The organism is Ignavibacteria bacterium (genome assembly GCA_017303675.1).
GTDB lineage: Bacteria > Bacteroidota > Ignavibacteria > Tepidaquicellales > OLB5 > OLB5.
In genome coordinates this window covers 992,570-1,017,766 of record JAFLBX010000001.1, presented here as the reverse complement: position 1 = coordinate 1,017,766, position 25,197 = coordinate 992,570, and the positions used below count along the sequence as shown (strand labels likewise).

The 25,197-nt window shown below is 38.6% G+C and carries 24 protein-coding genes and 1 tRNA gene; 18 read left to right on the top strand and 7 right to left on the bottom strand.

What is annotated here, in order from left to right; genetic code table 11:
* Nucleotides 1-10: 10 nt before the first annotated feature.
* The gene (locus J0M37_04705; GenBank protein MBN8584374.1) at nt 11-760 is read left to right on the top strand and encodes an RDD family protein; all 750 of its coding nucleotides are present in this window, start codon (nt 11-13) and stop codon (nt 758-760) included.
* Between the two features lie 360 nt (nt 761-1,120).
* Here the strand turns inward: J0M37_04705 and J0M37_04700 are convergent, their stop codons facing one another.
* The gene (locus tag J0M37_04700) at nt 1,121-2,053 is read right to left on the bottom strand and encodes a DUF4349 domain-containing protein (protein ID MBN8584373.1); all 933 of its coding nucleotides are present in this window, start codon (nt 2,051-2,053) and stop codon (nt 1,121-1,123) included.
* A 418-nt stretch (nt 2,054-2,471) separates the two neighbouring features.
* On the opposite strand from J0M37_04700, the gene J0M37_04695 reads away from it, so the two are divergent.
* The gene (locus J0M37_04695; protein MBN8584372.1) at nt 2,472-5,384 is read left to right on the top strand and encodes a HEAT repeat domain-containing protein; all 2,913 of its coding nucleotides are present in this window, start codon (nt 2,472-2,474) and stop codon (nt 5,382-5,384) included.
* Between the two features lie 414 nt (nt 5,385-5,798).
* Here J0M37_04695 and J0M37_04690 read toward each other — a convergent pair whose 3' ends face one another.
* Both J0M37_04690 and J0M37_04685 read right to left on the bottom strand, forming a co-directional pair.
* Nucleotides 5,799-6,491, bottom strand: coding sequence for a hypothetical protein (locus J0M37_04690; protein ID MBN8584371.1), 693 nt, complete (start codon nt 6,489-6,491; stop codon nt 5,799-5,801).
* A 187-nt stretch (nt 6,492-6,678) separates the two neighbouring features.
* A complete protein-coding gene (locus J0M37_04685) occupies nt 6,679-7,236 on the bottom strand; it encodes a hypothetical protein (GenBank protein ID MBN8584370.1) in 558 nt (185 codons plus the stop codon).
* A 548-nt stretch (nt 7,237-7,784) separates the two neighbouring features.
* Between J0M37_04685 and J0M37_04680 the strand changes: the two genes are divergently transcribed.
* The 6 genes from J0M37_04680 to J0M37_04655 are packed head-to-tail and all read left to right on the top strand — an operon-like array spanning nt 7,785 to nt 11,460.
* Nucleotides 7,785-8,645 carry a WYL domain-containing transcriptional regulator gene (locus J0M37_04680; GenBank protein ID MBN8584369.1) on the top strand — a complete coding sequence of 287 codons (861 nt, stop codon included), beginning with the start codon at nt 7,785-7,787 and terminating at the stop codon, nt 8,643-8,645.
* Entirely contained in the window at nt 8,642-9,022 is a 381-nt protein-coding gene (locus J0M37_04675) for a DoxX-like family protein (protein MBN8584368.1), read from the top strand. The genes J0M37_04680 and J0M37_04675 overlap by 4 nt, the downstream gene beginning before the upstream one ends.
* The gene (locus J0M37_04670; protein MBN8584367.1) at nt 9,022-9,759 is read left to right on the top strand and encodes a DUF2071 domain-containing protein; all 738 of its coding nucleotides are present in this window, start codon (nt 9,022-9,024) and stop codon (nt 9,757-9,759) included. Before J0M37_04675 ends, J0M37_04670 begins: the two co-directional genes overlap by 1 nt.
* Complete coding sequence (locus tag J0M37_04665; protein ID MBN8584366.1) at nt 9,756-10,508, top strand: class I SAM-dependent methyltransferase; 753 nt, start codon at nt 9,756-9,758, stop codon at nt 10,506-10,508. The genes J0M37_04670 and J0M37_04665 overlap by 4 nt, the downstream gene beginning before the upstream one ends.
* A gap of 3 nt (nt 10,509-10,511) precedes the next feature.
* The gene (locus J0M37_04660; GenBank protein ID MBN8584365.1) at nt 10,512-10,910 is read left to right on the top strand and encodes a hypothetical protein; all 399 of its coding nucleotides are present in this window, start codon (nt 10,512-10,514) and stop codon (nt 10,908-10,910) included.
* Nucleotides 10,911-10,926: 16 nt separating this feature from the next.
* A complete protein-coding gene (locus J0M37_04655) occupies nt 10,927-11,460 on the top strand; it encodes a hypothetical protein (protein ID MBN8584364.1) in 534 nt (177 codons plus the stop codon).
* A 13-nt stretch (nt 11,461-11,473) separates the two neighbouring features.
* On the opposite strand, the gene J0M37_04650 is transcribed toward J0M37_04655, so the two are convergent.
* The 3 genes from J0M37_04650 to J0M37_04640 are packed head-to-tail and all read right to left on the bottom strand — an operon-like array spanning nt 11,474 to nt 12,573.
* On the bottom strand, nt 11,474-11,674 hold the full coding sequence (locus J0M37_04650) for a DUF2283 domain-containing protein (protein ID MBN8584363.1): 201 nt from the start codon (nt 11,672-11,674) through the stop codon (nt 11,474-11,476).
* The gene (locus J0M37_04645) at nt 11,664-11,930 is read right to left on the bottom strand and encodes a DUF4258 domain-containing protein (GenBank protein MBN8584362.1); all 267 of its coding nucleotides are present in this window, start codon (nt 11,928-11,930) and stop codon (nt 11,664-11,666) included. Before J0M37_04645 ends, J0M37_04650 begins: the two co-directional genes overlap by 11 nt.
* Nucleotides 11,931-11,985: 55 nt before the next feature.
* On the bottom strand, nt 11,986-12,573 hold the full coding sequence (locus J0M37_04640; GenBank protein MBN8584361.1) for an SAM-dependent methyltransferase: 588 nt from the start codon (nt 12,571-12,573) through the stop codon (nt 11,986-11,988).
* Nucleotides 12,574-12,753: 180 nt separating this feature from the next.
* Between J0M37_04640 and J0M37_04635 the strand changes: the two genes are divergently transcribed.
* The 5 genes from J0M37_04635 to J0M37_04615 all read left to right on the top strand — a co-directional run bounded on the left by J0M37_04635 (nt 12,754) and on the right by J0M37_04615 (nt 16,921).
* Nucleotides 12,754-14,514 (top strand): GIY-YIG nuclease family protein, encoded by a 1,761-nt coding sequence (locus J0M37_04635; GenBank protein ID MBN8584360.1) that lies wholly within the window; start codon nt 12,754-12,756, stop codon nt 14,512-14,514.
* Between the two features lie 126 nt (nt 14,515-14,640).
* A tRNA-Leu gene (locus J0M37_04630) sits at nt 14,641-14,727 on the top strand.
* Nucleotides 14,728-14,807: 80 nt separating this feature from the next.
* Nucleotides 14,808-15,326 (top strand): NADH-quinone oxidoreductase subunit J, encoded by a 519-nt coding sequence (locus J0M37_04625; GenBank protein MBN8584359.1) that lies wholly within the window; start codon nt 14,808-14,810, stop codon nt 15,324-15,326.
* Nucleotides 15,326-16,321 carry a tryptophan--tRNA ligase gene (gene trpS / locus J0M37_04620; protein MBN8584358.1) on the top strand — a complete coding sequence of 332 codons (996 nt, stop codon included), beginning with the start codon at nt 15,326-15,328 and terminating at the stop codon, nt 16,319-16,321. Before J0M37_04625 ends, trpS begins: the two co-directional genes overlap by 1 nt.
* 93 nt (nt 16,322-16,414) lie before the next feature.
* The gene (locus J0M37_04615; GenBank protein MBN8584357.1) at nt 16,415-16,921 is read left to right on the top strand and encodes a hypothetical protein; all 507 of its coding nucleotides are present in this window, start codon (nt 16,415-16,417) and stop codon (nt 16,919-16,921) included.
* 67 nt (nt 16,922-16,988) lie between these two features.
* Here J0M37_04615 and J0M37_04610 read toward each other — a convergent pair whose 3' ends face one another.
* A complete protein-coding gene (locus J0M37_04610) occupies nt 16,989-18,023 on the bottom strand; it encodes a zinc-binding dehydrogenase (protein MBN8584356.1) in 1,035 nt (344 codons plus the stop codon).
* 329 nt (nt 18,024-18,352) lie between these two features.
* Between J0M37_04610 and J0M37_04605 the strand changes: the two genes are divergently transcribed.
* The 5 genes from J0M37_04605 to J0M37_04585 all read left to right on the top strand — a co-directional run bounded on the left by J0M37_04605 (nt 18,353) and on the right by J0M37_04585 (nt 25,183).
* Nucleotides 18,353-19,582 (top strand): T9SS type A sorting domain-containing protein, encoded by a 1,230-nt coding sequence (locus J0M37_04605; GenBank protein ID MBN8584355.1) that lies wholly within the window; start codon nt 18,353-18,355, stop codon nt 19,580-19,582.
* A 7-nt stretch (nt 19,583-19,589) separates the two neighbouring features.
* Nucleotides 19,590-20,816 carry a T9SS type A sorting domain-containing protein gene (locus tag J0M37_04600; protein MBN8584354.1) on the top strand — a complete coding sequence of 409 codons (1,227 nt, stop codon included), beginning with the start codon at nt 19,590-19,592 and terminating at the stop codon, nt 20,814-20,816.
* Between the two features lie 777 nt (nt 20,817-21,593).
* Entirely contained in the window at nt 21,594-23,438 is a 1,845-nt protein-coding gene (locus J0M37_04595; protein ID MBN8584353.1) for a T9SS type A sorting domain-containing protein, read from the top strand.
* Nucleotides 23,439-23,528: 90 nt separating this feature from the next.
* On the top strand, nt 23,529-24,359 hold the full coding sequence (locus J0M37_04590) for a sensor histidine kinase (protein ID MBN8584352.1): 831 nt from the start codon (nt 23,529-23,531) through the stop codon (nt 24,357-24,359).
* A 185-nt stretch (nt 24,360-24,544) separates the two neighbouring features.
* Nucleotides 24,545-25,183: a response regulator transcription factor gene (locus J0M37_04585; GenBank protein ID MBN8584351.1), complete on the top strand. Its 639-nt coding sequence runs from the start codon at nt 24,545-24,547 to the stop codon at nt 25,181-25,183.
* Nucleotides 25,184-25,197 lie beyond the last annotated feature (14 nt).

Genomic DNA, 25,197 nt, shown 5'->3' with positions numbered 1-25,197 from the left:
CTTATTTTTTATGAGTGCTCCCAAAATTATTCCTCTTTGGCTTTTTCGTACTATCGGCATATCAATGCTGCTGTTAAGTGCAATTGGTACCTTATTTTTTATTGTAACATTTTCGGGTCCTTTTGAATTTTTTGCAGAGCTTTTAACTGATGATACAGGAACATACCCGGTAGTACTTGCAGCATTGTTAACACTGCTCCTTTTGCTTATGCCCTGCCTTGCTGTTGCATTGATACTCAGGCCATTTTCAAATGTACCTACATTTAAAAGCCAGATGACAGATATGGGTCCGCTTACCGCAAAATTCAAATCAGAGGCTGATACCTCTGTTTACGGCGAGCTTCCTTCGGTACTTTCAAGATGCGCTGCGTTTATAATTGACAGATTTATTGTAATAATGATAATTGCGCTGCCTGCCGCAGTGTTCACTGCTGTAATGGAGCAAACCGGCAGAAGCGGAGCTTTGTATTATATTCTTTTAGTATTTGTTATACTATTTGTTTTGGCAGGGGCAGTATATTCCTACTCCCGTGATATGTTTGGCGGTAAAAGTATAGCCAGAAGACTGTTAAAGCAAAAAGTTGTTGATATATCAACCGGCAAACCTATCGGCGGCTGGCGCTCATTTAAGCGCGAAATAATTATCCACTTTGCGCCGTTAATTCTGATCGAACTCATACTGATAAGCTCAAACAAAGACCGCCGCCGTATGGGCGATAACTGGGCTAAGACAATTGTTGTTAAGGAAACTCAATCCTGAGGCGAAGCCGAAGGATCTCACCAATCGAACCAAACTCTCTACAAAACTAACCACATATTTCACAAGTTTTTAGTAATGATTTGAAAATTCCCCTCTTGAGATGGGTGTCACGCTTCAGCGTGACGGGGTGTGTTAACTTAGTACGGCTTATCCCCGCTTCGTCGTTTCACTCCTCAGAATTCTGTAAAATAGAACAGGGATCCCTCATAAAGATCCCTTTGCGTTCTATATTGTTTTTTGGGGATGCTGCTGGAAACAATATCTTTGCTTTCCTATGAACAAGGGGTTACAACCCATTGTTCATATAATACGTATTTTGCAGAGTCTCTTCGCTGTTTGAAGGACTCTGCAAACAATTACTTATGCCTTTACAACTTTTCTTTTCTTTATAACCCTTACAACTATATACACTATAAATCCAAGTATGGCAAGTATCGGAGCCATTGCTATAACAAATGTTATGATACCAGCCAATACTTTTGTAAATCCGGTAAGACCCTTTTCGAATCCGCGCTCAAGCTCATAAAAGAATCCGCCTGAAGAAGTGTTGAGTATTGCGGGCTCATATATGCTGAGTGTAATAGTTGAAAACGACGCCTGGTCTTTGAGCATACGCATTCTGCCTTCGGTCTTTTCGATGTTCTCTCTTACGTTTGCAAGCTTCTGCTCTACTTCAACCACTGCTGTTAAGTTCGCTGTTTTTTCAGCAAGCAACTGCAGCAGCCTTGTTTCAAGCTCACGCTGGGTTTTAAGTCTTGCCTCGGCGTCAACATACTCTTCGGTCACATCACGCCCGGTAATGTTCTGATTCATAACTTTACCTGTCTTTGCAAGCTCTGCAAGCAATGCATCATACTTATCAGCCTGCACTCTTATGGTGAGTGTCCCCTGTTTCTTTCCGCTCTGGTTTACCTGGGCTGTGGAGTTGGTTATGAATCCGCCAAGATTTTTCGCGATCTCCTTAGCCTTAAGTTCGGTCTCATCAAAGCTGTCATTTTCAATGCTCATTGTACCTGTGCGGATTATCATCCGCTTATCCTGAGGTGTAGTATTTTCTGTGGGCTGCTGGTAATTTATCTGTTTTAATGTGCCGTCTGACTTGTTTTCCCCTATGGTAAATTCTTTGTTTTTGGGTGAGGATTCAATATCTGTTGTACCGGTAGGTGCATCTGTTTTAAATTCCCGTGGCTGTTCCTGGCTTAAAGTATTTTTATCGCTCTGTTCCTGACAGGCATTTAATGCCACAACAAATGGCAGAATAAAAGCTAAAATTAACGTTTTTGTGAGTTTCATGGTCTAAAACCTCTTTTGGTAATGTTAAGTTATATACTCGTTTAGATTGATTTTTGTTTCATAAGTAGGAGTACTCAAAATCATAAACAAAAGCCTTAACCACGAATTTCACAAATTGCACGAATGATTTATTCTCCCCCTTACCAAGGGAGAGTACGGCGAAGCCGGCCGAAGGACTGGCGAAGACATGTGAGGGGGTCTTAAAAAAGATGACCAAAATTTAAATTACGTTGAATAGACACTAAGTTAAATAATAATTACACACCTCACCCCCTGACCCCCTCTCCCAAGAGGAGAGGGGGAAAATGAACTTTCGGACTATGGCTCTCCCTCTCCTTTTAGGAGAGGGAGCCGGAGGGTGAGGTTTCAGACAAGGTTTTTCATTCTTTTAATCCACTCTAACATTTATATTTATTTAATGAAAAAGCTAATATTTATATTATCACTTGTACTGAGCTGCTCGAATGCTTTCTCACAGCAGCATGATATAAACACACTGCTCGATCAAACTCTCCGCAACCGCGGGCTGACGCGCGAAGATATCACAATCCCCATTGAGTTCTTCTCCACCGCGGAAAAAAATCCGACCAATGATGTAAAGCTCACCCTGCCGCTTGTGAAGGATATGATGACAAATCCATTGCGAAGCGAAACATGGTTAGATAGTGTGAGCATGCTGTGTAATGATAGTTTAAGAGTAATATTTACAAAATGTTTTGATTTGTTAAGTTTAGAAAAATCACAAAACGAATCCCAATACTCAATATATGTATTAGATCCCATCAAAAATATTAATGAGCTTAAGGATTTCTTAAAATCAAATAGCCAAATTGGTAAACGGGAGATATATAATTGCTTTACACCATATGAAATAAAGTATTTGCAACAAAATTACCTGGCTATCTTTGAAGAAGAAGCAGAAGATAATTATGCTAAAGATATCTTTAGATATAATATTTTAAGAGATTCCTCAATTGAAAAATCTAGAAAAGTAATTGAAACATTATCGAAATTAATATCTGAACCAACTGCAACATCAAATTTCAGATTCTTCCATTACCAATACCTTGATTTAGTCCTTTATATTTACAAACTTTTGAATAGTTATAAACTGGGTAACTTACAATTTGAGGAAAAAGAAAATGAATTTGTTAAAGGAGAATTCTTAGATTATATCGATGAAGACGGCATACGCATCGCAATTGGCGGACCCGGTAAGAACATCTACAACGGCAAATTCGATTTCATAATAGATCTCGGTGCCGATGATATCTACAACATAGAACATCCCCCCCTTACCAAGGGGGGGCAAAGGGGGGTCTTAGATGGCGGTGGTTTTAGCTGTATCATAGATCTCGCCGGCAACGATTACTACACCACCTCAAGCGACTTCGCGCTCGCAGGCGGGCTGTTCTCATCCTCATTCATCTTCGATAAAGAAGGCGATGATTTTTATGAATCAAAAGGCTCAGGCAATCTTGGCGCAGCAATTGGGGGTTTGGGATTGCTCTACGATGAAAAAGGTAACGATACTTACAAAGGCATTTCATTTTCAATCGGCGCGGGATGTTTTGGTGTAGGCTTACTTGTTGATAGAGAAGGAAATGATTTTTACATAGCCAATTCATACTCTCAAGGATTCGGTATGACCGAAGGCGTTGGTGCAATTATCGATAACAAAGGGAATGATTCATATTTGGTTGATTCGCGCTCGCTTGATATTGGCAGATACAACGATCATTATGTCTCTATGTGCCAGGGTTATGGTCTGGGACTAAGACCTTTTTACGCAGGCGGTATCGGACTCATAATCGAAGGCGAAGGCAACGATATTTATAACACTGATATTTTCGGGCAGGGCGGCGCGTATTGGTATTCACTTGGCGCAATTGTTGATAAAGGCGGCCACGATAAATACAACGGCTACCAGTACTCCCAAGGCGCGGGAATCCATTTAGCTGTTGGCTTGCTTAAAGATTATGACGGCTGGGATTTCTACCAGTCAAACGGAGTATCGCAGGGATGCGGGCATGATTTTGGATTCGGTATGCTGTGGGATGTTAAGGGTAATGATAACTATTCCGCTTACTCGCTCTCCCAGGGCGCAGGCAATGCTGATGGTATAGGCATTCTGATAGATGAAAGCGGCACTGATGGTTACCTGAATAAGTATCCGGCTAACACACGCGGCTATGGCAATCCACGGCGCGAATACGGCAGCATTGGAGTGTTTCTTGATGCCTCCGGCAGTGATTATTACTCCCAACCCGGTTATGACAGCACTTTCATTAACTCCTCAAACTGGGGAGTGTTTACAGATTTTGATTACACCGACCTGCCTGAACAGGTAAGCGGCGATAATTTTAAGGTTCAGCTTGATACTAACAGGAAAGCGGATACATCAGGAATAAAGGGTCATGACCCCTTACCGGGTACATATACAACCGAAGAATATTTCATGATGGCAAAAACCATTGAGCCGCGTTTCTCGCTTTGGCAGGAGTATGGCTTCAAGAAACTGGTTGAAGACAGCACGAACACCGCGAACTATATAGTTACTAAGTTCAACACAACAGATCACCGTGATGTACAGGTTTTCCGTGTGCTTTCTCAGAAAATTCAATGGTCATTAGCGCAGGTGCTGCTCGATAAATTCAGACTTTACACAACCGGGGCGGGAGTCTTCACGCAGGCAGAGCTAAGCATGATGTGTTACATCTTCGGTGAAACCAAAGATTCCCTGGCGAAGGATTACTTACTGCAATTAACGTACGATGAAAATTACCGCTTACGCTCTTCGGCAATAAACGCATTGGGTAAAATAAAATATGATACAAGCGATGTTGAGTTTATAAATAAGGTGACCACAAGATTAAGCGAGCTTGCTCGGGAACGCTCTGAGAAAAAACTGTATAATAAAGATATTGCGTTCGCTTTGGGTAATTATATAACTCCCTCCGGAGTAAAGACATTGCTTGATATGCTGGGGAATCCGTTTTACGGCGCGCGATTTGTTGCTGCTGATAACCTGAGAAAGTTTCCGGTATTGTTAAATACTGTTATTACTTCTGATTTCATACCGGAATACTTTATGGATGAATTATCTATGGTAGCATTCATAAATTCATTATACGGGTTGAACAGCAATGACCTTAAGATAATGCTGATTTATATGTCAGCCTCACCTGTTTACAGCAGCGAAGCTGTAACATATAATTTGATTGAACTGTTTAAATATAAGATCGAAAACTCGGGTGATAAAGGAATCGATGTTTGGTATCAGAATCAGCTGAACGAATTGCAATCACAAGTCCCATTAAAAGTAAAATAGACTTGAAGCAGCTCTCGCACTTCCCAAGGAGGAGTACGTCGAAGCCGGTCCGAAGGACTCCTTTGGAGGAGGGGGTCTGTGGAACTTCGTATTCCCTGTGGAGTCTATATCCAAAAAGCTTTAACCACTAATTTCACAAATTACACGAATCTCCTTACACATTTCTTAAAATAAAATCTTAATAGCCACGGTCTTTAGACCGTGGAAAAATTATCCAAAAATATGGGCTTTAGCCCTGAAACATATTAGCGGCTATTGCATTTACAGAATAATCCTTTGTGTCACGCAAGCGTGACACCTACAAAGGCAAAAAAACAATGAGACTTAATACAAAGCGTAGGAATTAAGGCTTGCCTGAAGCCGCTAATAAAAAAAGGCGGGATAAAATCCCGCCTTCTGATTAAACGCTATAATTTACTTATTTTCATCCGGTATTTTTTTGATTATACCCATTTTTCTTCTCGGTTCAATTTCACCTTTAACCTGCACTTCAGCAGTATCTGTTTTGATTGTATCCTGTACTACTTTTATCTTTCCAACTGTCCTGGTTTCAACCGGGTCACATGTTTCACTGCTATCCTGCAGTCCATTAATCCTTTGCACATCTTGAATACTGATACCGCCCTGGATATTGGTATTATTGGTATTAATTGAGTCAGAATTATTATTACCGTAATAATTTGAATCGACTAAAGCGATTGCGCCTGTAAGCGGCTTATCATCGCCGCCGGAATTCCCTTCTGAATTGCCGCATGAGCTGAGCATTGCCGATGCGCATAACATCAGCGCCAGGGCGCTTACCCTGAAAGGTGTCATAACCGGCAGAAGATAAGATGGAAAAGTATATTTAGGTTCTCCAATATTTATCTTAAGCCTTGGCACTTCAGTTTCCTCATCAAGCTGAGATACATTGAACCTGCCGCAAATCTTTTTATCAAGATTAGCAGCAATATACTGCTGAACTTCACTTTCTGATTTTTTGGAAAAATCCACCACCGTTTTAGAACAAACTTTGCAGAATGCACCCTGCTCGTTTGGTGTCATTTTATCCCAGTCTTCAAAACACGGTTCAGGTATGTGAATTTTAAACAGATTTTCATGTGCCATAATATCACCTTTTTTTGATGTTATTATGTTTACTCTGCCATTACAGTTTTTGTTCCATCACTTTCTATTAGGTAAGCCAGCATTATTTTAACCCGCAGAAAGAAAGAGATCAAAAAAAAGGACAGTCTGCGGGGGACTGTCCTTCCTGATTAAATTTTGTAAGGATGGTAAAACAATTTCAGTTTATTTAAAAAGGTACTTCTTCGTAATTTTTGCTGTTAAGGTAAGAGTACTCAGGCGCTACAACTTTTGGCTGAGGTTTAATTTCAGCATGTACGGCTTCATCGCCTTCAAGCTGTGAGCGGTCAATTATAAGCAGTGATCTTGCGGGATTTTCATCAAGATGCAGCAGGAAGCTCTCAGCCCAGCACTCCATTGCCTTTACAAGATTTGCGCGGTGAGCTTCATCTTTTGAAGAATATATCTTTTCCCATGAGCTGTCATCACACTCGCCGCCTTCATAGCTTACAAATCCTGTATATACTTCAAAGTAATCTTCACCTATTGTGAATGAGCTGTAATCAAGCGAGCCCCCGGGCAGATGTGTATTTGCCGAAATATCGATATACCCTGAAATTTTCTTAACCGGAAAGCTTTCGAGAGTATAATACGCTTTAACAAGCGTATTAAACTTTGCGGCAGATACATTGTATTTATCAGAACGCATTATAAGCTCTTTAATAACATTCCTGCAGATATTTGCCGCTAAAACATCAGGCTGGTTTATTTTAATTATGTTGTTCATTGATTTATACTTTTTTAGTTTTATTATTCAGTTTTACAGTGCAGATGCCCATATACTTAATACCAGGAAAAAAATAGTAAGCCCAAGTGTTACAGCCATAAGTCCGCGGTCTTTATCTTCGCGTCTTTCTTCTCTTAAGTCTTCAACAAAATTTTTAAGTGATACCATGTTTTATTTCCTTTCTTAATTACGATACAAATATATCCTCCGTTATGGCTCTATGTGTATCATTGCATGATACTTTTTCAGGATAGCTAATGTTCCCCTTGAATACTGCAATTTTATGCGATTTTTGGCAAAAAACTCCCCTCCTGTTTTTAGGAGGGGAAGAAATCTATTTCCGACAGGAAATAGATTGAGGGGTGGTCTCATAACTCGTAAACAATAAAGTATTAAATCCCCATCTATAATTTACGGTAGATTTAATTTATTGATTGATTTTCGTGATTCTCATAACTCTAAATTATCATCCCCCTTTCCAAGGAGGATTTTTTTATGCAAAAAATTAACCCGTGAATTACCATAAATTTGCTCTTATTTTGCGGCTTATGCTTGATTTCAAAATAAAATTCAAACGTCAGATAGAAATTCTGGGCTTATGCCTTGCAAAAAACTATGATGGCAAATCACTGAGTGATTTTGCGCAACTGTTCGGAGTTGAAGAGCTTACCATTAAAAGGGATCTGGGCGACCTGCGTTCATCAGGTATTCTAATACATTCCGCAAAGGGGCGCGGTGTTACAATCGATAAAAAGCCTTCGGCTGATAAGATACGCGAGCTTATCAAGCAGTATTCGGCCTTGATATCATCAGGCAGCTTCGTGGAAAAATCAACTGCCCTGCTCGTTACCAGGCTAAAGGAAGAAGCGCTTGCAAACATGGTAGTTCTGCAGATGTGTATAGATAGCAATACAATGGCTGTAATTGATTACGAAAAGGATGCAGATGTATATGAAAGAGGGTTAGAAATTTCACCGCTGCTTATATTCCAGACCGATAATTACTGGAGGCTGCTTACCTTAAATGAAGGCAGGATAAAACAATTTTTGATGAATAAGATACTTCACGCAAAAGCTTCGCCTAGGACCTTTAAGCCGGTTTCAAAAGAAAAAATTGATGATGTGTTTAAATATTCATTCCGCAGCTGGCTTGGTGAAGATACCTATTCTATAAAGCTTTCGTTCTCATCTTACTGGGCAGATAGACTTAAACCGAAACAATTACTCGACTCAGAAACATTTACAAAAATGCCTGACGGCTCAATTGAATATACTGCGACAGTGAATTCACTTGATGAAATTGCGGGTTGGATAGTCACCCGCGGCGAAGGAGTAAAGGTTATTGAACCCCCTGAGCTCAAAAAACGGGTTATTGAACTTGCCGAAGGCGTTTTGAAGAATTATAAATGAAGAAAAACACCTTGCATAATATTCTCACGATCCTTATTTCTCTTGTCTGGCTGATAAACGGGCTTTTTGCCAAGGTACTTGGATTCGTTCCGAGACACCAGGAAATTGTAGCAAAGATACTTGGAGACGGAATTTCTTTTATCGCGGTAAAAGTTATCGGAGTTCTTGAGATCGGTATGTTCATTTGGGTTATAAGCAGAAAATATTCCCGCCTGGCGGCTATAATGCAAATAACGGTGGTACTAACAATGAATGTACTGGAATATATAATAGCGCCTGAACTGCTTTTGTTCGGCAGGTTGAATATAGTAATAGCGGTATTTTTTGTAAGTGTAGTTTATTTTAATGAATTTATTCTGAAACCAAAAACAGCTTAATGCTTTCACTTAAAGATCATCCATTCCCGGTTGAAACATTCTTTGAAAACTCACTGGTGCTTACATACGCCGCGCCGAAGGAAGAGCTCGCTTCACTGATTCCGGAATGTTTAACACTTGATACATACAAAGATACATGGGCATTTCTGGCGGCTGCAATGGTTAAAACACGGGGGCTCCGCCCTAAAGGATTACCTGAGGTAATAGGCAATGATTTTATACTAATTGGTTACAGGGTATTTGTAAGATTTAAAACCACAGCAGGGAAAAGCCTGCGGGGGCTTTATATTTTGGGCTCACAGACAAACCGTAAAAAAATGGAGTTCTGGGGAAATATTTTCACTCACTACAATTATACAACTACCGATATTGATTTCACCAAAAATGACAGCATAGTAACCGTTCATTCAGAAGCCTCGGGGCTTGACGTTAAAGTTAACTGCGGCTCTGCCGGTATTGAGCTTCCTGCTGGCTCACCATTTGATAACTGGAACGATGCAAGAAAGTTTGCGGGTCCGCTGCCCTTTACATTTACATACAACAAACCCAAAAAAGAAGTACTGATAATAGAAGGAGTACGCAGCAACTGGAAGCCTGAACCGGTGGAAGTGATAAATGATAAAGTAACTTTCATTGAATCAAAAAACATTAAGGGATTAATGCTGGCAAATGCATTTATGATAGAGAACATACCCTACCACTGGAAAAAAGGCCGCAAGGAATTATGGAACGGATGAATACTAACAGGAAGCCGCTTGAGGGTGTTTATAATATTATCAGGTTCAACTGGCATTTTTACGCTTATTCAATACCTGTAATTTTGTTCATTGCGTATATGGGATGGTATTTTTCAGGTGTTGTTTCAATGATTCACTTTGCAGCCGCAGCTTTAGCTGCTTTAAGTATTGTAATATCACTTCTAGTTTCATGGTATATTTATGATAGATCAAATCTATATACTTTGAACTGGCTTGATGGCCTTGATATTCCCCAACATAAACGAATTGCAAATATAAACGCCGGCTTTGATGAAACCAGCACTCTAATTCAAAATAAATATCAGGGTTCAATGCTGGAAGTGTTCGATTTCTACGATCCAAAGAAACATACAGAAATATCTATTGAACGGGCGCGTAAGGCATATCCTCCGTATCCCGGAACTATTCAAATTGATACCGGTAATTTATTGTCAGAAAAAGAAATCTACGATATAATCTTTTTAATTCTTTCAGTACATGAAATAAGGGATAATAGTGAGAGGATCCGATTCTTTTCACAATTAAAAGCTTCACTGAAGCCAAACGGCAGAATAATTATTGTTGAACATCAAAGAGATATTGTCAACTTTTTGGCATTCAATATTGGGTTCCTGCACTTCCATTCACCCGATACATGGCTGGAAAATTTCAGGTCAGCGGGTTTAAAGGTTGCGGAAGCCAAAAAGTTAACTCCGTTTCTCAATATATACAGCTTAGCCAAAAGTTGAATCATGGAAATATACATTAAAATAGCCGGTGTTATTCTTATAATCCTTGGAATTATCCACATTGCCTTCCCAAGGCGTTTTAACTGGAAGGATGACCTGCAGGCTCTAAGCCTGATAAACAGGCAAATGATGATGGTGCACACTTTTTTTATTGCGCTCACTGTTTTAATGATGGGTATATTAAGCCTGGTATATTCCGCTGAGCTTTTAACAAACCCGTTTGGCAGAGTAATTTCACTTGGCTTAGCTATTTTCTGGTTCATCAGGCTTGTGTTCCAGTTCTTTGTATACTCAAAGGAGCTGTGGAAAGGCAAAAGGTTTGAAACAATAATGCACATTATTTTTGCACTTATTTGGATATATTTAACAACAGTATATTTTATAGCTTCAGGAGCAGCGTAAACTTTAAAAAATAAATATGGCTAAAGAACCAAAAGACCCGTTAGATGATGATAATGAAGAAGGGGGATTTGAAGACGGGTTTAACCCCGAAGAATACTTTAATGATATAAACGAACAGGACCTTGCGGAAGCGGAAGAAGAAATTAAGAAGGAACACGAGCGGCTCCGCGAAATGCCAATATACAAAAGCGCGGTAAATATAAGGAAGCTCACCACATCGCTTGCTGAAACAATTAAAGAGGAAGAAGATTCCCTGATGATGAAAGACCAGATGCTGATGAACGCTTATATACTTGGGCCGAAGATCGCCGGGGCAGAAGCCGGTGATATGTACACACTAAGAATGGAAAATGCTGTGCTGATAAAAATTCACGCACGAGACCTGCTTACGCAAACATCGTTTTGCAAAGCTGAAAATCTTTCCAAACCTGAATATCTTAAATTGCTTCGTGATGAAATTGAAAATTTCAGGATATTGTTTGTTGAATGGGTAAATACATTTGATAAAGAAAACGATATAAAAGATGACTGGGGTTTGTTTTACGATTAAGGTTGTTGTATGATTAAACACCTTCAATCTCATATTCTACTGATTTAGGATTTATGATCTTTTTTGAAGCGTCGAGAATTTCAATCCCAATTACTTTTCCGTTTTCATCGTAATCAAGAATAATTCCGGCTTTTTCTTCATCACTTTCAGAAACAGGTTTATCATTGAACCTAATTCTCATTATATCAACTTCTGCATCATATTTAACTTTCATCTTCCCTCCAGTATTTTTTGATTTTACTTGATTTATATACTGTAACTACTTTGTTAATATCTTTGGTTTCATCTATGATTATTCTAACAACATACTGTTTATTATTCTCAAATTCAATAATATCCTGGTAGACCTTCCTGTTTTTTTCAGATTCTAATACCTGTTTTGGATTTCGAATTATTTTCTCAACAATATCCAGTTCAATTCCCCTGATTTGAATTTCTTCAAGGGCATGTTTTGTAAATTCAATATTCATGAATTGATTAAAAGATTAAAATAATTCGTTTTCCTTGATACAATATAATATTCGATTATACAATTTTCACCATATCAATGAACACTTCCCATCCTGCACGGGGTTTTATTGAGTTTTCTGCAATTTCATACTTCAGGATATTAAACTCACCTTCAAAATATTTACGGTAATTTTCTTTTGTATCTACGTAAGGCGGCCCGCCCTGTGAAGGTTCATCTTTGAAAATTAATAGTCCCGTTAAATGACCGGTAGGCTTAAGCAGTTCTTTCATCTTTAAAACGTATTCCTGCCTTAATGCCGGATCGATAGCAATAAAAAATGTTTGTTCAATGATGAGGTCATACTGGCCTGTATGCTCAAAAAAGTTTTCATTAAGCAGTTGTTCCCGGGGAAAGTCCGGTACGCGCTGACCTAAATTTTCAAGCGGCTTTGCCGCTATATCCATAACGTAAACGTTACTAAATCCATTTTTAAACAGGTACTCTGCTTCATACGCATTTCCGGCACCGGGTATCAGAATTTTTATATTTTTATCAGTAAGTGTATCGATTAGATCAGTAATCGGCGGTGCAGCATATCCGATATCCCACCCGGTTTTATTATCGATCCACCGTTTCTGCCAGAAGTCCTGAGTGTTTTCCATAATTAATTAATTTTATTCAGGTTTACTATAATCAAAACATCCAATAAGCATTTTAAGTAATACCGGAATAAATTCGGTTATAATTGTGAAATTTGTGGTTTAGATTATTTAAGACCTGTATTGCCTCATTATTGGTTTACAAAGTTATAATTAATTTAATTAATTTGCATCTTACAAATTTTGAAAGCCGTATCTGAAATATTATCTCCTGAAGCTGTTGAAACAATATCATCATTAAATGATACAGTATTCACTGTGTTTGATGTTGAGACAACAGGATTAAGCGCGGTTAATAACCGCATGACTGAAATAGGCATAGTTAAGATAAGAGGCGGCGAAATTATCGATGAATACGAAACCCTGATGAATCCGGGTGAATTTATACCGCCTTATATCACACAAATGACGGGAATCACCAATGAAATGGTTCACAAAAAACCGGCGTTTGAAGAATTAGCTCCGCAAATACTGAATTTTATTGGCAGCGGCGGTGTGATACTCGGCGGCCATAATGTAAGATTTGATTACAGTTTCCTAAATGAGTCGCTGCTGAGGGCAGGCTATAACAGGCTAGAGTATCCTTCACTTTGCACTGCAAGGCTTGCTCGCAGGCTTAGCCGCTCGCTTCCTTCAAAATCACTGGATTCATTAAAGCGGCATTTTGGCATACACACCAAACGCAAACACAGGGCAATTGATGATGCCCGCGCGACAGCGCAGATACTTTCTATTTTTATAGAGCAGCTTGTAAGTGAATTTGAGTTTGAGACAGCAGATGAGATAATCGGGTTTCAGTTCAAAAAGATATATGATGATACAAAAACAACAACAAGATTCAAAAAGCTTAAGATAAACCTGAAGGAAGTACCGCAAAAGCCCGGCATATATTTTATGTTCAACAAAAATGATGAGATAATATATATAGGTAAAGCAAAAAGTCTTAAAGAGCGCCTGGGCTCTTATTTTTACCACAATACTTCACACTCTACAAAGGTTAAAAAGCTGGTGAGGTATGTTCACAGGGTTGAGTGGGAAACAACCGGCTCTGAGCTTTCCGCCCTTCTGGCTGAAAGCCGGATGATAAAATCACATAAGCCCAGATTCAATTCAGCGATTAAATCATACCGCAAGTTTCCATTCATAAAGATCGATGTTAACCGGGCATTCCCAAAAGTACAGAAGGTATTTGAAATAATACCTGACGGCGCAAAATATTACGGTCCATTTGCAAGCTCATTTACAGTAAACAACCTAATTGAAAGAATTAACCGGCTTTACAAGCTGCGCAAGTGCGATGATATAAACCTGAAGCCGGCAAAAAACCATAGTACCTGCATGTATTTTGAAATCGGCCAATGCGGAGCGCCGTGTAATTTTACATCAAGCGCGGCTGAGTACCACCGGGAAGTAAAGCGTGTTGATAAATTCCTGCTCTCTGATTCTGAAGAAGGGGCGGTGAGATTCCTTGAGCGTGAAATGGAAATTGCAGCGGGTGAGGAAAATTTCGAACATGCTTCGCATCTGCGCGATAATATTGCTGACCTTCGGAAAGTTATGCTTAATATCGAGCTTACTAATTCTATTGTTGAGCTTCAGAACTATATTATTAAATGTAAAAATTCCATTGATGAAACTTCATATGAAATATTTTTGATGGTTAACGGCAAGGCTGCAAAGACTTATATTATCGATGAAATTTCAAAAAACGATGCTGAGTATCTGCAGAACATACAGGAAGAAATAAATTACCTGTATTTCAGCGGGGCTTTATTTAAAGAGTATGTATTTGGAAAAGCATATCATAAATTCAAGATAGATGAAATCGATTCACTTAAAATAATTTCCAACTGGGTTTACAGGAACTATAAGCCTTCGAGGGTCATGAAAATGACAGCTAAAACAAGGCTCGAGGATGTAATGAAGTTTATAATTAAAAAGTGACATTTATCCCTGAAACTACCGAATTTTAGGTTAGATTTAATTGGAAAAAATTATTATTTATGTGTTCTATAACCGCAAAAAATCGGCTAAATTGCACAAAAATAGCTGAAAATTCTTTGAAATATTGCCCGGATGGCGGAACTGGTAGACGCGCAGGACTTAAAATCCTGTTGGGATAATATCTCAGTGCCGGTTCGATTCCGGCTCCGGGCACTTTCATTTCTCATTCACTTAGATAAAGTGCATTAAGAGAAAGATGTTCATGTTTCAAAGAAATAAAATTTACTACTACAATGATCTGGAATGCAGAAAATATAATAACGCTTTTATTTGCCATCCTTGCGCTTGGTTCGGCAATAATGATGATCACAAGACGCAGCCCGATAACCAGCGCACTTTATCTTGTTGTTAATTTTTTTGCAATCTCAGGCGTTTACCTTATGCTTCGTTCACAGTTTGTGGCAATTATCCAGATCCTGGTATACGCAGGCGCAATCATGGTATTGTTCCTTTTCGTTATCATGTTATTGAACTTAAGCGGAGAAAAAAAACTTACCGAAACAGTTACATATAAAAAATTATCCGCAATTATACTTGCATTAATGCTGTTTGCATCACTGGGTATAACCGCATTTTTCGCATTTTTCGGTAAGTTTAAAAACATGAATCCAAACGCTGAAGTTATGGGTACAATAGAATCAGTCGGCAAAGAGCTTTATACTACTTATTCATTCCCGTTTGAGCTTGTTTCATTCGTTTTGCTGGCAGCAATAGTCGGCGCAATAGTTCTGGCACAAAAGAAGTTTGAATAATGGCTTCACCCTCACAACCTACATCACCGAAAAAAAGAATTCTCTCAGGCGTTAAGCCCACAGGCAAGGTGCATATTGGAAATTATCTTGGCGCTATGCAGGGGCATGTTAACATGCAGGATGACCGTGAGAATTATATTTTTATAGCTGACCTGCACTCGCTTACCACTGTTAAAAATAAAGCAGAGCTTCAGGAGCTGATTCTTGATCTGGCAATGGATTATCTCGCTTTGGGGCTTGACCCCAACAAAGCAGTCTTCTTCAGGCAAAGTGATGTGCCTGAACATGCAGAGCTTACCTGGGTACTTAACTGCCTCACACCAATGCCTATGCTTGAGCTGGCTCATGCATACAAGGATGCAGTTGCTAAGGGAATTAAGGAAATTAATGCGGGTCTGTTTACATATCCGGTACTAATGGCGGTTGATATACTTATCTACAAGCCCGATATTGTTCCGGTAGGCAAAGACCAGAAACAGCATGTAGAAATAGCGCGTGATCTGGCCGGAAAGTTCAACCGTATTTACGGCGATGTGTTTAAGCTGCCTGAGCCGTTTATACCTGAAGAAGTAGCTGTTGTAATAGGAACTGACGGGCAGAAAATGAGCAAAAGCTACGGTAATACTATTGAAATTTTCGCAACTGATAAAGCTTTAAAGAAACAGATAATGGGAATTGTTACTGATTCCACACCGGTAGAAGCCCCGAAAGAACCTGATACAATATATAAGCTTTACTCTTATTTTGCATCGGAAAGTGAAAAAGCTGCGCTTCTTGAGCGCTACCGCGCAGGCGGTATGGGCTACGGCGATGCAAAGAAATTGCTGCTTGAAAAAGTAATAGAAACATTCAAGCCTTTCCGTGAAGAGCGTGAACGCCTGAAAAATGATATTTCTTATGTAAAGGATATTCTTAAAAAGGGCGCTGAAAGAGCAAGGTCAGTTGCTTCTGCAACTAAAGCAGAGGTTTGGGATAAAACTGGATTAAGTATTTAAATTAACAAGTAAACCCGGCAATAATTTTTTTCGACCCTGAATTTACTTCAGGGTTTTTTTATACAAACCATATCCTGAAAATAAAGTGTAATAATGATAATATTTCTTTCCGGTTCAATTAATTCAGGTAAAACAACTATTGCGAAGCTTCTTCGGGAAGAATTTCCGCGCACTGCGCATATTGAAGTTGATGACTTAAGGGCAATGGTAAGCTGGCTGCCACTAGAAGAATCAATTCCGTTAAACCTCAAAAACGCACTCAGTTTAACTCAGAATTTCATCGGGGAAGAAATGAATGTGATCATTACTTACCCTCTCAGCAGGGATGAGTATGAATATTTCAACAAACATTTGCCTTTAGATGTGCAGCGGTTCTTCTTTACGCTGAATCCAAGGATAGATCATGCGCTTTCCAACCGCGGGTCAAGAGAGCTTACTGAATGGGAAACCGAAAGAATAAAATACCATTATAATATTGGTGTGAATGACCCGGGTTTCGGGATTACAATTGATAATACGATGCAATCACCGGAAGAAACCCTTAGCGATATTTTGTATTATATTGAACAGCGCGAGATAAGATATAAGATGGAGGATTAATCAGGTATTGACCTTTACGTTCCCAAACCGGAGTTTGGGAACGAGGAATTGACGTCCAATGATATAATCAGATCTTCAATACTATCTTCCCGATCACCTCACCCTTTGCCATCATTTCATGTGCCTTCGCTGCATCTTTAAGATCAAGGGATGCGCCGATATGCGGCTTGATCTTTCCTTCGCTAACCAGCTTTATCAGCACTTCAAGCTCATTTTTTTCACCGAGATATAAACCCAGCAGGCTGATATGCCGCAAATAAGTCTGGTGCAGCGAAACCATCGCTTCCCTTCCTGTCAGAATTCCGCAAAACAATATCTTGCCGCCTTTTTTTACCATTTTAAAATTTTTCGGAAATGCTTCGGGTCCGACGTAATCAAGTATCACATCAATACCAAGGCCGCCGGTGATTTTCATAACCTCATCATCTATAGCTGAACCATCACGATGATTGAATATGTGGTCAACCCCTAATTGTTTCAGAAAGTCTATCTTGTGCGAGAATCCCGCAGTGGCAAAAACCTCTGCGCCAAGCGCTTTAGCAAGCTGAATGGCAATTATTCCAAGTCCGCTGGTACCGCCCCAGATAAAGAATTTATCACCCTTTTGAACATCACCCACAGTTTTAACTGCATGGTAAGCAGTAAGACCCGCCACCGGCAGGCAGGCAGCATCTTCAAAGGAAACATTTTCAGGCAGCTTAATTAATGATGAAGCAGGTACCGCGCAATATTCCGCATATGAACCATTTCGGTGCATCCCAAAATACTGCCAGCTTATGGATTGCCCGGCTTTGCCTTTTTTAGACCAGTCATCATCAGCTTCTGAAACTATTGACCACGCTGCGACCCTTTCACCTTCTTTAAATCCTTTTACATCACCTCCTGTTTTCGCAACAACACCTGCAATATCGCCGCCTAAAATATGCGGAAAGTTAAGAGCAAGTCCGGGATACCCTCCGCGGATCACAAGATCAGCCCTGTTAACAGAAGTAGCTTTAATGTTCACCAGCACTTCACCGGGTTTTATATCAGGTACAGGGTGTTCTTCGGTGTAGATGAGTTTATCAATGCCGCCGTTTTCATTTAATATTACTGCCTTCATTATGTGGTATTTAATTTTGATAATCAGCAAAAATAAATATAGTTTGATTTCCTATCAATTCGAATAAATTTACCGTTTTAGTGTTATACCCCTCATTTACCCTTGCAATTGCAATCATTTTTTTTTTTTTTTTAGAAACGAACTTATAGAAAATGTTTCGATTTCCCATAATTACCTTTGCATTGGTGATTACTATAATTTAACGGAGTAAAAAAGATGAGAAACCTATATTCTTGTTTTTGATGCCGAGCATGTTAGAGGACTTCCCCTGAATACAAGGGCAGTCCTATTTTTATTTGACAAATGCATAATTTTAATATAATAATTTTATGAAAAAAGCAGTTTACATATTACTCACTATTTCATTGTTTCACTCATTCGCAGGTGCACAGTGGGTGCAGCAAAATGGCGGGACTACCGTAACACTTTATAACATAGATTTTGTGGACGTAAATACAGGATGGATTGTCGGTACAGCAAGCAAAATCCTTAAAACCACTAACGGAGGATTAAACTGGGTTACTCAGATACCTTCGATACCACTCAACAGAGAGCTGAACGATATTCAGATGTTTGATGCAAATACAGGTTATATAGCCGGCTGGACGAATACTTTTTTAAAGACAACAAATGGAGGAGATAACTGGGTTCAGCTTTCTGGACCATCGGTTACCAATGGTTCATTGAACGCAATAAGTTTTAATGATGTAAATACAGGTTGGGTATGTGCCTTCCTAGGTATAATTTGGCGGACAACAAATGGAGGATTAACATGGGACTCTTTGAATACCGGCAATACAGCACAGTTGAGAGACATACAATTTATAAACTCACAGACAGGGTGGGTTACAGGTGACGTTGGTTATATGCGCAAAACCACAAACGGGGGGTTAAACTGGTTCTTTCAGTTCTTTGGAACCTTTTCAGATTACTGGTATAATTCTCTTATGTTTATTAATGTTAATACTGGCTGGGTAGTTAGTTACAATAACAAGATATTTAGAACAACAAATGCGGGATTAAACTGGGACTCAGTAGCTAATACACCCGGCGTATGTTTACATTTTATCAATGCCTTTACTGGTTGGACTGGAGGAGACAACGGTGATATTTATAAAACAACGAATGGAGGGCTAAATTTTTACCAACAAAGCATACCAGTTACGGGCGGCTTTTTTACTGATATAGAATTTGTTAATGATACAACGGGTTGGGCAGTTGATGTGTACGCAATATTGCATACGACTAATGGCGGGACATATGTGGCAATAGAACCTATAAGCAATAATATTCCGAATGAATTCAGATTGTTCCAAAACTATCCCAATCCTTTCAACCCCGTTACAACTATAGAATTTGAATTACCAATAGAGGACAATATTAAAATACTTGTATATGATATTTTAGGAAGAGAAGTTAACCGAATAAATGAAAACAGACTAAAAGCAGGAAAATATAAATTTGAGTTCAGCGGTGAGGCGTTAAGTTCTGGTATATACTTTTATACCTTATATTATTCAAAAGGTAAAATATCAAAAAAGATGATATTAAATAAATAGAATAACTATGAAAAAAATAACACTTTGCTTTTTCATTGTCATATTTTTTAATTGCACTTCAGTTGCACAATGGATTCTACAGCATAATAATATCTCTACATTATATGATATACAATTTGTCAACAACTTAACAGGCTGGGCAATTGGAGTTAATAGTGTGGTTTTAAAGACAACTAATGGGGGAATAAATTGGTTAAACCAACAAAGTAATTTAAGCGGAAGCAAAAATCTAATTGGTTTATCAATGATTAATGAAAATACAGGATACATTTCAGGGTGGTTTGAAACGATTTTGAAGACCACAAATAGCGGTATAAATTGGCTAATTATTAGTGATGGACCCATTGGACAAGGAAACAGCTGGAACTCATCATTCTTTCTAAACGAACAAACTGGTTGGATATGTGGTTTTCTAGGCGTTATTAAAAGAACAACCAACGGGGGTATTTCATGGGATTCATTGAATACTGGAAATTCTACACCTTTAAGAGAAATTGAGTTTATTAACAGTCAAACAGGTTGGGTAGCTGGAGATGGCGGATACCTGCGTAAGACAACAAACAGCGGAACTAACTGGACTATACAGATAACGGGTACTACAGCAGATTTTTGGTATAACTCATTACAATTTATCAACAATAATTCCGGCTGGGTTGTTGGTTATGATAACATAATTTATTCAACAACGAACAGTGGATCAAATTGGGATACCTTATCCACATTACCTGGAATCTGTGTTCACTTTGCAAATGCTCTTACTGGATGGGTTGGAGGAAATGCAGGTGCTGTATACAAAACAACAAACGGCGGAACAATATGGTTACAGCAGAACAACCCTGTATCGAGTTTTATAACATCTTTGTATTTTTACAATGATTCATTAGGTTGGGCTAGTGTTGGGGGAAGAATAATAAATACAACGAATGGCGGTACATACGTTGCAGTTGAGCCAATAAGTAATGATTCACCTGTTGAATATAAACTATTTCAAAACTACCCAAATCCATTTAATAGTGAAACAACATTAGAATTTAGCATAATGAAAGCAGGTTTGGTAAGACTTGAAATATTTAACTCAATGGGTCAATTAATTGAAATAATTCTTGAACAGGATATGAAAACAGGTTATTATCGTTCAAATTGGAATGCTACAAATTATCCTAGTGGAATATATTTTTACAGACTTATCGCAAATAACTATATTGAAACCAAAAAAATGATATTAAATAAATAGAGAGGAGGCAGGCTATGTTCAATACAAATTAAAAAGTAAAAATTATTTAATTTAAACCATTTTGTGATTTAAATTAAAAGGCAGGCTCAAAGGTTATATAATACGTTGGCGCGCATATATATAAAATTCACTTTTTTACAAAAGGAATCTATCCTTTTGCCTGCCTTATTTTTTAACCGCTGTAATTTAAAAAATGTTTCTATTTATAAACACATAAAAAATAATACTATGAAACATATAAAAATCATTATTTTATTGTTATTGGTTACAGTAACGGTAAATTCACAGTGGCTATACAATTTTAACTGCGGAATGCCCGATACTTTTGATGTTCCGGGAACATCTTTATTTGGTGACGGTATGACGAAACCGATGTCAACCCTGCCCTTAAACAATACTGATGTATATTTCCGTGTTCTTATGGTATATGTAGAATTTAAAAATGATGTTACCGGTGAAACAACCTACTGGGAAACGGGCGAGATCCCCGCGTATGGCAATAGCCTGTTTGCTTCGGAAAAGGAGTTAGGAATTAATGCTTATGAAGGCAAGTATTTAAGCAACTATTTCAATAAGATCTCAAACGATAAATTTGATATGGTGGGTGAAGTTGTACATTTAACTTTGCCTTTTGAATATAGTCATTATTCATCAGGTAACTGTTATAATGAAGCTATGTTAGATGTAATGAAAATGCTCGACACAAATGAGCAATCACAAGTTGACTGGACAAGATACGATTTATGGAAATGGAACAGTTCGACACAAGAATTTGAAATGTCACCAGACGGTAACATAGATATGATGTATGTACAATTCAGAAGAGCGGATATGTGCGGAATGACCTCAGGTGGTTACGGCGCGCTTTATGTAGATTACTCAACAATAAACTATAATAAGCAGGTGAATGGCTGCGGTCTATGCTTTGAAGGTTCCGGTGTAATGGGCATAAACGGTTGGAAAATGCCTATTGGCGCTGCAATAGGTTACTTCAGGCATGAATACTGTCATTACACTCTTGGCAACCACAGGCCATACAGCACTATAGCGGGAGGTGACGGTACGCATTTTGCTTTTGGATATGAACTTGGTTTTGCCCCTCAGGATCTGATAACAGTCGGTTTGGCAGATGTAACAACATACACAGGGTCAACAAACAGCTTTACACTTGAAGACCTGCAGACAACAGGCGAAGTTTTAAAAATACCTACAACAAACAGCGGAGAGTATTTCCTGATATCAAACAGGAGAAGAATTGCGGGAGATGGTGATTATACCTGGGACTGCAACATGGCTGGTGATACCGCAATGGGTGAGCCTTTTAAACAATTTAGAGATTATAGTAAAGGGTTATATATTTATCATGTTTCGGACGGAAGTAATTATGAATCAATGGTTGACCTTGAATGCGCTGATGGTTTATGGAACTGGGGCTTAAACGGCACTTCAACGCCGGATTGGAATGCAGGGCAATATTTACCTGTGTTTTATAAAACAGGTATTGGCAGAAATGATGATAACCCGGGTGACTGGGTGGGCAGCAGTACACGCATGCAAAGCAGGGATGGGCACAGTGTTGATGATTATACTTATTCCACAAATACAGGATATCATAATAAATGGTTTACAATCGGTGAAAGGCATACTTCGCTTGGAGATCAGGGATCTGACAGGGTTTTCACAAATAATGAAGAACAATGGTGTTCCCGTGAAACAATGGGCGATAGATGGGACGCCTGGACTATTGGTTATAACCAGGTTTTCAGCCCATATTCAAGTCCGAATACAAAGGATAGAAGCGGTAATCAAACAGGTATTTTCATCATATACGATGGATTATCAAGTAACACAGCTACTGTTAAGGTTTACCAGGCAGCAGCAAATACTTCAGAAGAAGAAGCTATTCTCGAAGCCACATCGCCCTCAAAACCAATGCTTTACAGGGCAGTTGAAATTGCCAATTGTAACGGAACAGTTGGTCATCCAAGGATAATATGGGATAATAATTTAGAGCCTGATATGGAAAGGGTTGTTTCCAGGGATACTTATAAAAGATACAAAATATACAGGGCTGCATCAACAAATCCAAATGTAGCGCCGTTAACTTATAATTATCATGCAACGTATGATGATTATACACCAAATGATACTGCTAACTTCATCGATAACGGCATTCTAAATGGTGCTGAAGTGTATTGTGGTTTAGGAGGTTCAAGTACCAACGATACATATTTCAGATACAAAATAGTTGCCGTTGATAAATATGATGATGAGTCAGTTCCATCAGATTTTGTTTCTATCAAAGCAAACTCAATAATTCCCGATAGTCCGAATTTCTCTAATAATGAAATTCCAACAAGCTTCTCTTTACTTCAAAATTATCCAAATCCTTTCAACCCTTCAACGAAAATTAAATTCGAGCTGCCGCAGAATACTTTTGTTACATTGAAAGTTTATAACGCAGTTGGTCAAGTTGTTGCGGAGCTTGTTAACAATGAATACAAAAACGCAGGCAGATATTCAGTAAATTTTGATGGTATTAAACTTGCAAGCGGTATTTACTTCTATTCAATTGAAGCCGGTGTTTACAAAGACGTAAAGAAAATGGTGCTGTTAAAGTAATTTCTTAATTTTTCTTTTAAGAACGGGGTTAAACCCGTTCTTTAATTTTTCTCCACTTAAATTAACCAATAAATCCCTTATTTTTGCTTTATGGGTAAAAAGTCAGGTTATGTATGGGTTTTATTTATGCTGTTAACCATCCTGGTAATAGATGGTTATTACCAGGTACAAAGCTCGCCAGTACCTATCTGGCAGACCCAGTGGTTCTTTTGGCGGCTTTGCGCAATATTACTAATAGTAATAGGAGCCCTCTTTTATTATTACCTTGAGTATTCAAAGAAAAAAAATAAAGAGCTTGAGGAATTCAAAGAAAAGATAATTGAGCAGCAGGAATCAGAATGGAAAGTAATCGCGGGAGAGCTGCATGACAGCATAGGGCAGAACCTGAGCGCGATAAACATTTTCCTTCAGCAGGAACTGAAAAGTACACCCGAGCCTTCGCCGAAGGTCATAGAAGCTTCTTCACTCGTAGTTGAAACAGTTGATGAGGTGCGCCGCATTTCCCAAAGGCTCTACCCTAAACAGATCGAAAGGCTGGGCTTAACGGTTTCCATTGAAGCGATGATACAGCGGATATCATCGGCATCTGGAATAAATTTTAACTGTAAAATCGATAATATCGATAACATTCTGCCCCGTGAGAACGAGGTGCAGTATTTCAGGGTAGTGCAGGAGCTGATAAACAATATCATGAAACATTCACATGCCAAAAACGTTACATTTATTGTAAGGAAGTCAGTTATGTTCATTGTAACTGAGATCTCAGATGACGGAGTTGGGTTCGAAAATTCTGACCCTGCTAAGCTTGGCTTCGGTCTGATAAATATCGATGAGAGATTACGGATGATTAAGGCTGTGTATGAGTTTAATTCAGAAAAAGGTAAGGGCACAAATTTTAAGATAACTATGCCCATAAAATGACAAATGAATCATCTGAATTGCCACGACCTTCAGGTCGTGGATCAGAGTTTTTATACATTAGCGGCTTTAGCCGCAATTGGCTTAATTTTCATTAATGCGGGCTAAAGCCCTTAATTCTCCTGATTTTTAAACCACGGTCTAAAGACCGTGGCTAATCAAAAACATTTTTGGGGTATAGAATCATTTTGGAAAAAATAAAATTAGTAATTGCTGATGATCATCACATATTCCGCAAAGGGATACTGAGTATCGTTTCTGAAGATACGGGAATTGAAGTAACCGGCGAAGCCTCAAACGGTGATGAAGCTTTAAGGCTTATAACTGAAATTAATCCTGATATTGCAATTCTTGATATAGATATGCCCGGCTTAAGCGGGCTTGATGTTGCACGAAAAGTAAAAGCCCAAAAGCTGGCAACTAAGATAGTTATATTAACTATTCATAAGGATAAGGAATATTTTGATGAAGCCCTGGAGCTTGATATAAAAGCCTATGTTTTGAAAGAAAGCATTGCAAATGATCTTTTAGACTGTATTAAAAGAGTTTCTGTCGGTGAGTATTATATAAGTTCGGCAATTTCAGGTTATTTAGTTGAAAAAAACAAGTCTGCAGCGAAGCAAAACGGCTTAGAAAAGCTGACAAATGCCGAGCGGGAGATCCTTAAACTTATTGCACAGAATAAGACCAGTTCGCAGATCGCCGCTGAACTTTTCCGCAGTGTTAGAACTATTGAAAATCACAGAAATAATATATGCAATAAGCTGGGATTAAAAGGTCCACATGCCCTGCTTCTTTACGCAATTCAGTATAAATCAATAATTTAAGTTTGAGTAGTTCT

What these genes read in the sequence shown, in the direction of transcription:
- J0M37_04595 (MBN8584353.1), top strand. Translation starts at nt 21,594, where the DNA reads ATGTCACCAGACGGTAACATAGATATGATGTATGTACAATTCAGAAGA.
- J0M37_04655 (MBN8584364.1), top strand. Translation starts at nt 10,927, where the DNA reads ATGGCTAAAGAACCAAAAGACCCGTTAGATGATGATAATGAAGAAGGG.
- J0M37_04600 (MBN8584354.1), top strand. Translation starts at nt 19,590, where the DNA reads ATGAAAAAAATAACACTTTGCTTTTTCATTGTCATATTTTTTAATTGC.
- J0M37_04660 (MBN8584365.1), top strand. Translation starts at nt 10,512, where the DNA reads ATGGAAATATACATTAAAATAGCCGGTGTTATTCTTATAATCCTTGGA.
- trpS (MBN8584358.1), top strand. Translation starts at nt 15,326, where the DNA reads ATGGCTTCACCCTCACAACCTACATCACCGAAAAAAAGAATTCTCTCA.
- J0M37_04615 (MBN8584357.1), top strand. Translation starts at nt 16,415, where the DNA reads ATGATAATATTTCTTTCCGGTTCAATTAATTCAGGTAAAACAACTATT.
- J0M37_04680 (MBN8584369.1), top strand. Translation starts at nt 7,785, where the DNA reads ATGCTTGATTTCAAAATAAAATTCAAACGTCAGATAGAAATTCTGGGC.
- J0M37_04690 (MBN8584371.1), bottom strand. Translation starts at nt 6,491, where the DNA reads ATGGCACATGAAAATCTGTTTAAAATTCACATACCTGAACCGTGTTTT.
- J0M37_04675 (MBN8584368.1), top strand. Translation starts at nt 8,642, where the DNA reads ATGAAGAAAAACACCTTGCATAATATTCTCACGATCCTTATTTCTCTT.
- J0M37_04705 (MBN8584374.1), top strand. Translation starts at nt 11, where the DNA reads ATGAGTGCTCCCAAAATTATTCCTCTTTGGCTTTTTCGTACTATCGGC.
- J0M37_04685 (MBN8584370.1), bottom strand. Translation starts at nt 7,236, where the DNA reads ATGAACAACATAATTAAAATAAACCAGCCTGATGTTTTAGCGGCAAAT.
- J0M37_04610 (MBN8584356.1), bottom strand. Translation starts at nt 18,023, where the DNA reads ATGAAGGCAGTAATATTAAATGAAAACGGCGGCATTGATAAACTCATC.
- J0M37_04625 (MBN8584359.1), top strand. Translation starts at nt 14,808, where the DNA reads ATGATCTGGAATGCAGAAAATATAATAACGCTTTTATTTGCCATCCTT.
- J0M37_04650 (MBN8584363.1), bottom strand. Translation starts at nt 11,674, where the DNA reads ATGAAAGTTAAATATGATGCAGAAGTTGATATAATGAGAATTAGGTTC.
- J0M37_04695 (MBN8584372.1), top strand. Translation starts at nt 2,472, where the DNA reads ATGAAAAAGCTAATATTTATATTATCACTTGTACTGAGCTGCTCGAAT.
- J0M37_04670 (MBN8584367.1), top strand. Translation starts at nt 9,022, where the DNA reads ATGCTTTCACTTAAAGATCATCCATTCCCGGTTGAAACATTCTTTGAA.
- J0M37_04640 (MBN8584361.1), bottom strand. Translation starts at nt 12,573, where the DNA reads ATGGAAAACACTCAGGACTTCTGGCAGAAACGGTGGATCGATAATAAA.
- J0M37_04700 (MBN8584373.1), bottom strand. Translation starts at nt 2,053, where the DNA reads ATGAAACTCACAAAAACGTTAATTTTAGCTTTTATTCTGCCATTTGTT.
- J0M37_04605 (MBN8584355.1), top strand. Translation starts at nt 18,353, where the DNA reads ATGAAAAAAGCAGTTTACATATTACTCACTATTTCATTGTTTCACTCA.
- J0M37_04590 (MBN8584352.1), top strand. Translation starts at nt 23,529, where the DNA reads ATGGGTAAAAAGTCAGGTTATGTATGGGTTTTATTTATGCTGTTAACC.
- J0M37_04665 (MBN8584366.1), top strand. Translation starts at nt 9,756, where the DNA reads ATGAATACTAACAGGAAGCCGCTTGAGGGTGTTTATAATATTATCAGG.
- J0M37_04645 (MBN8584362.1), bottom strand. Translation starts at nt 11,930, where the DNA reads ATGAATATTGAATTTACAAAACATGCCCTTGAAGAAATTCAAATCAGG.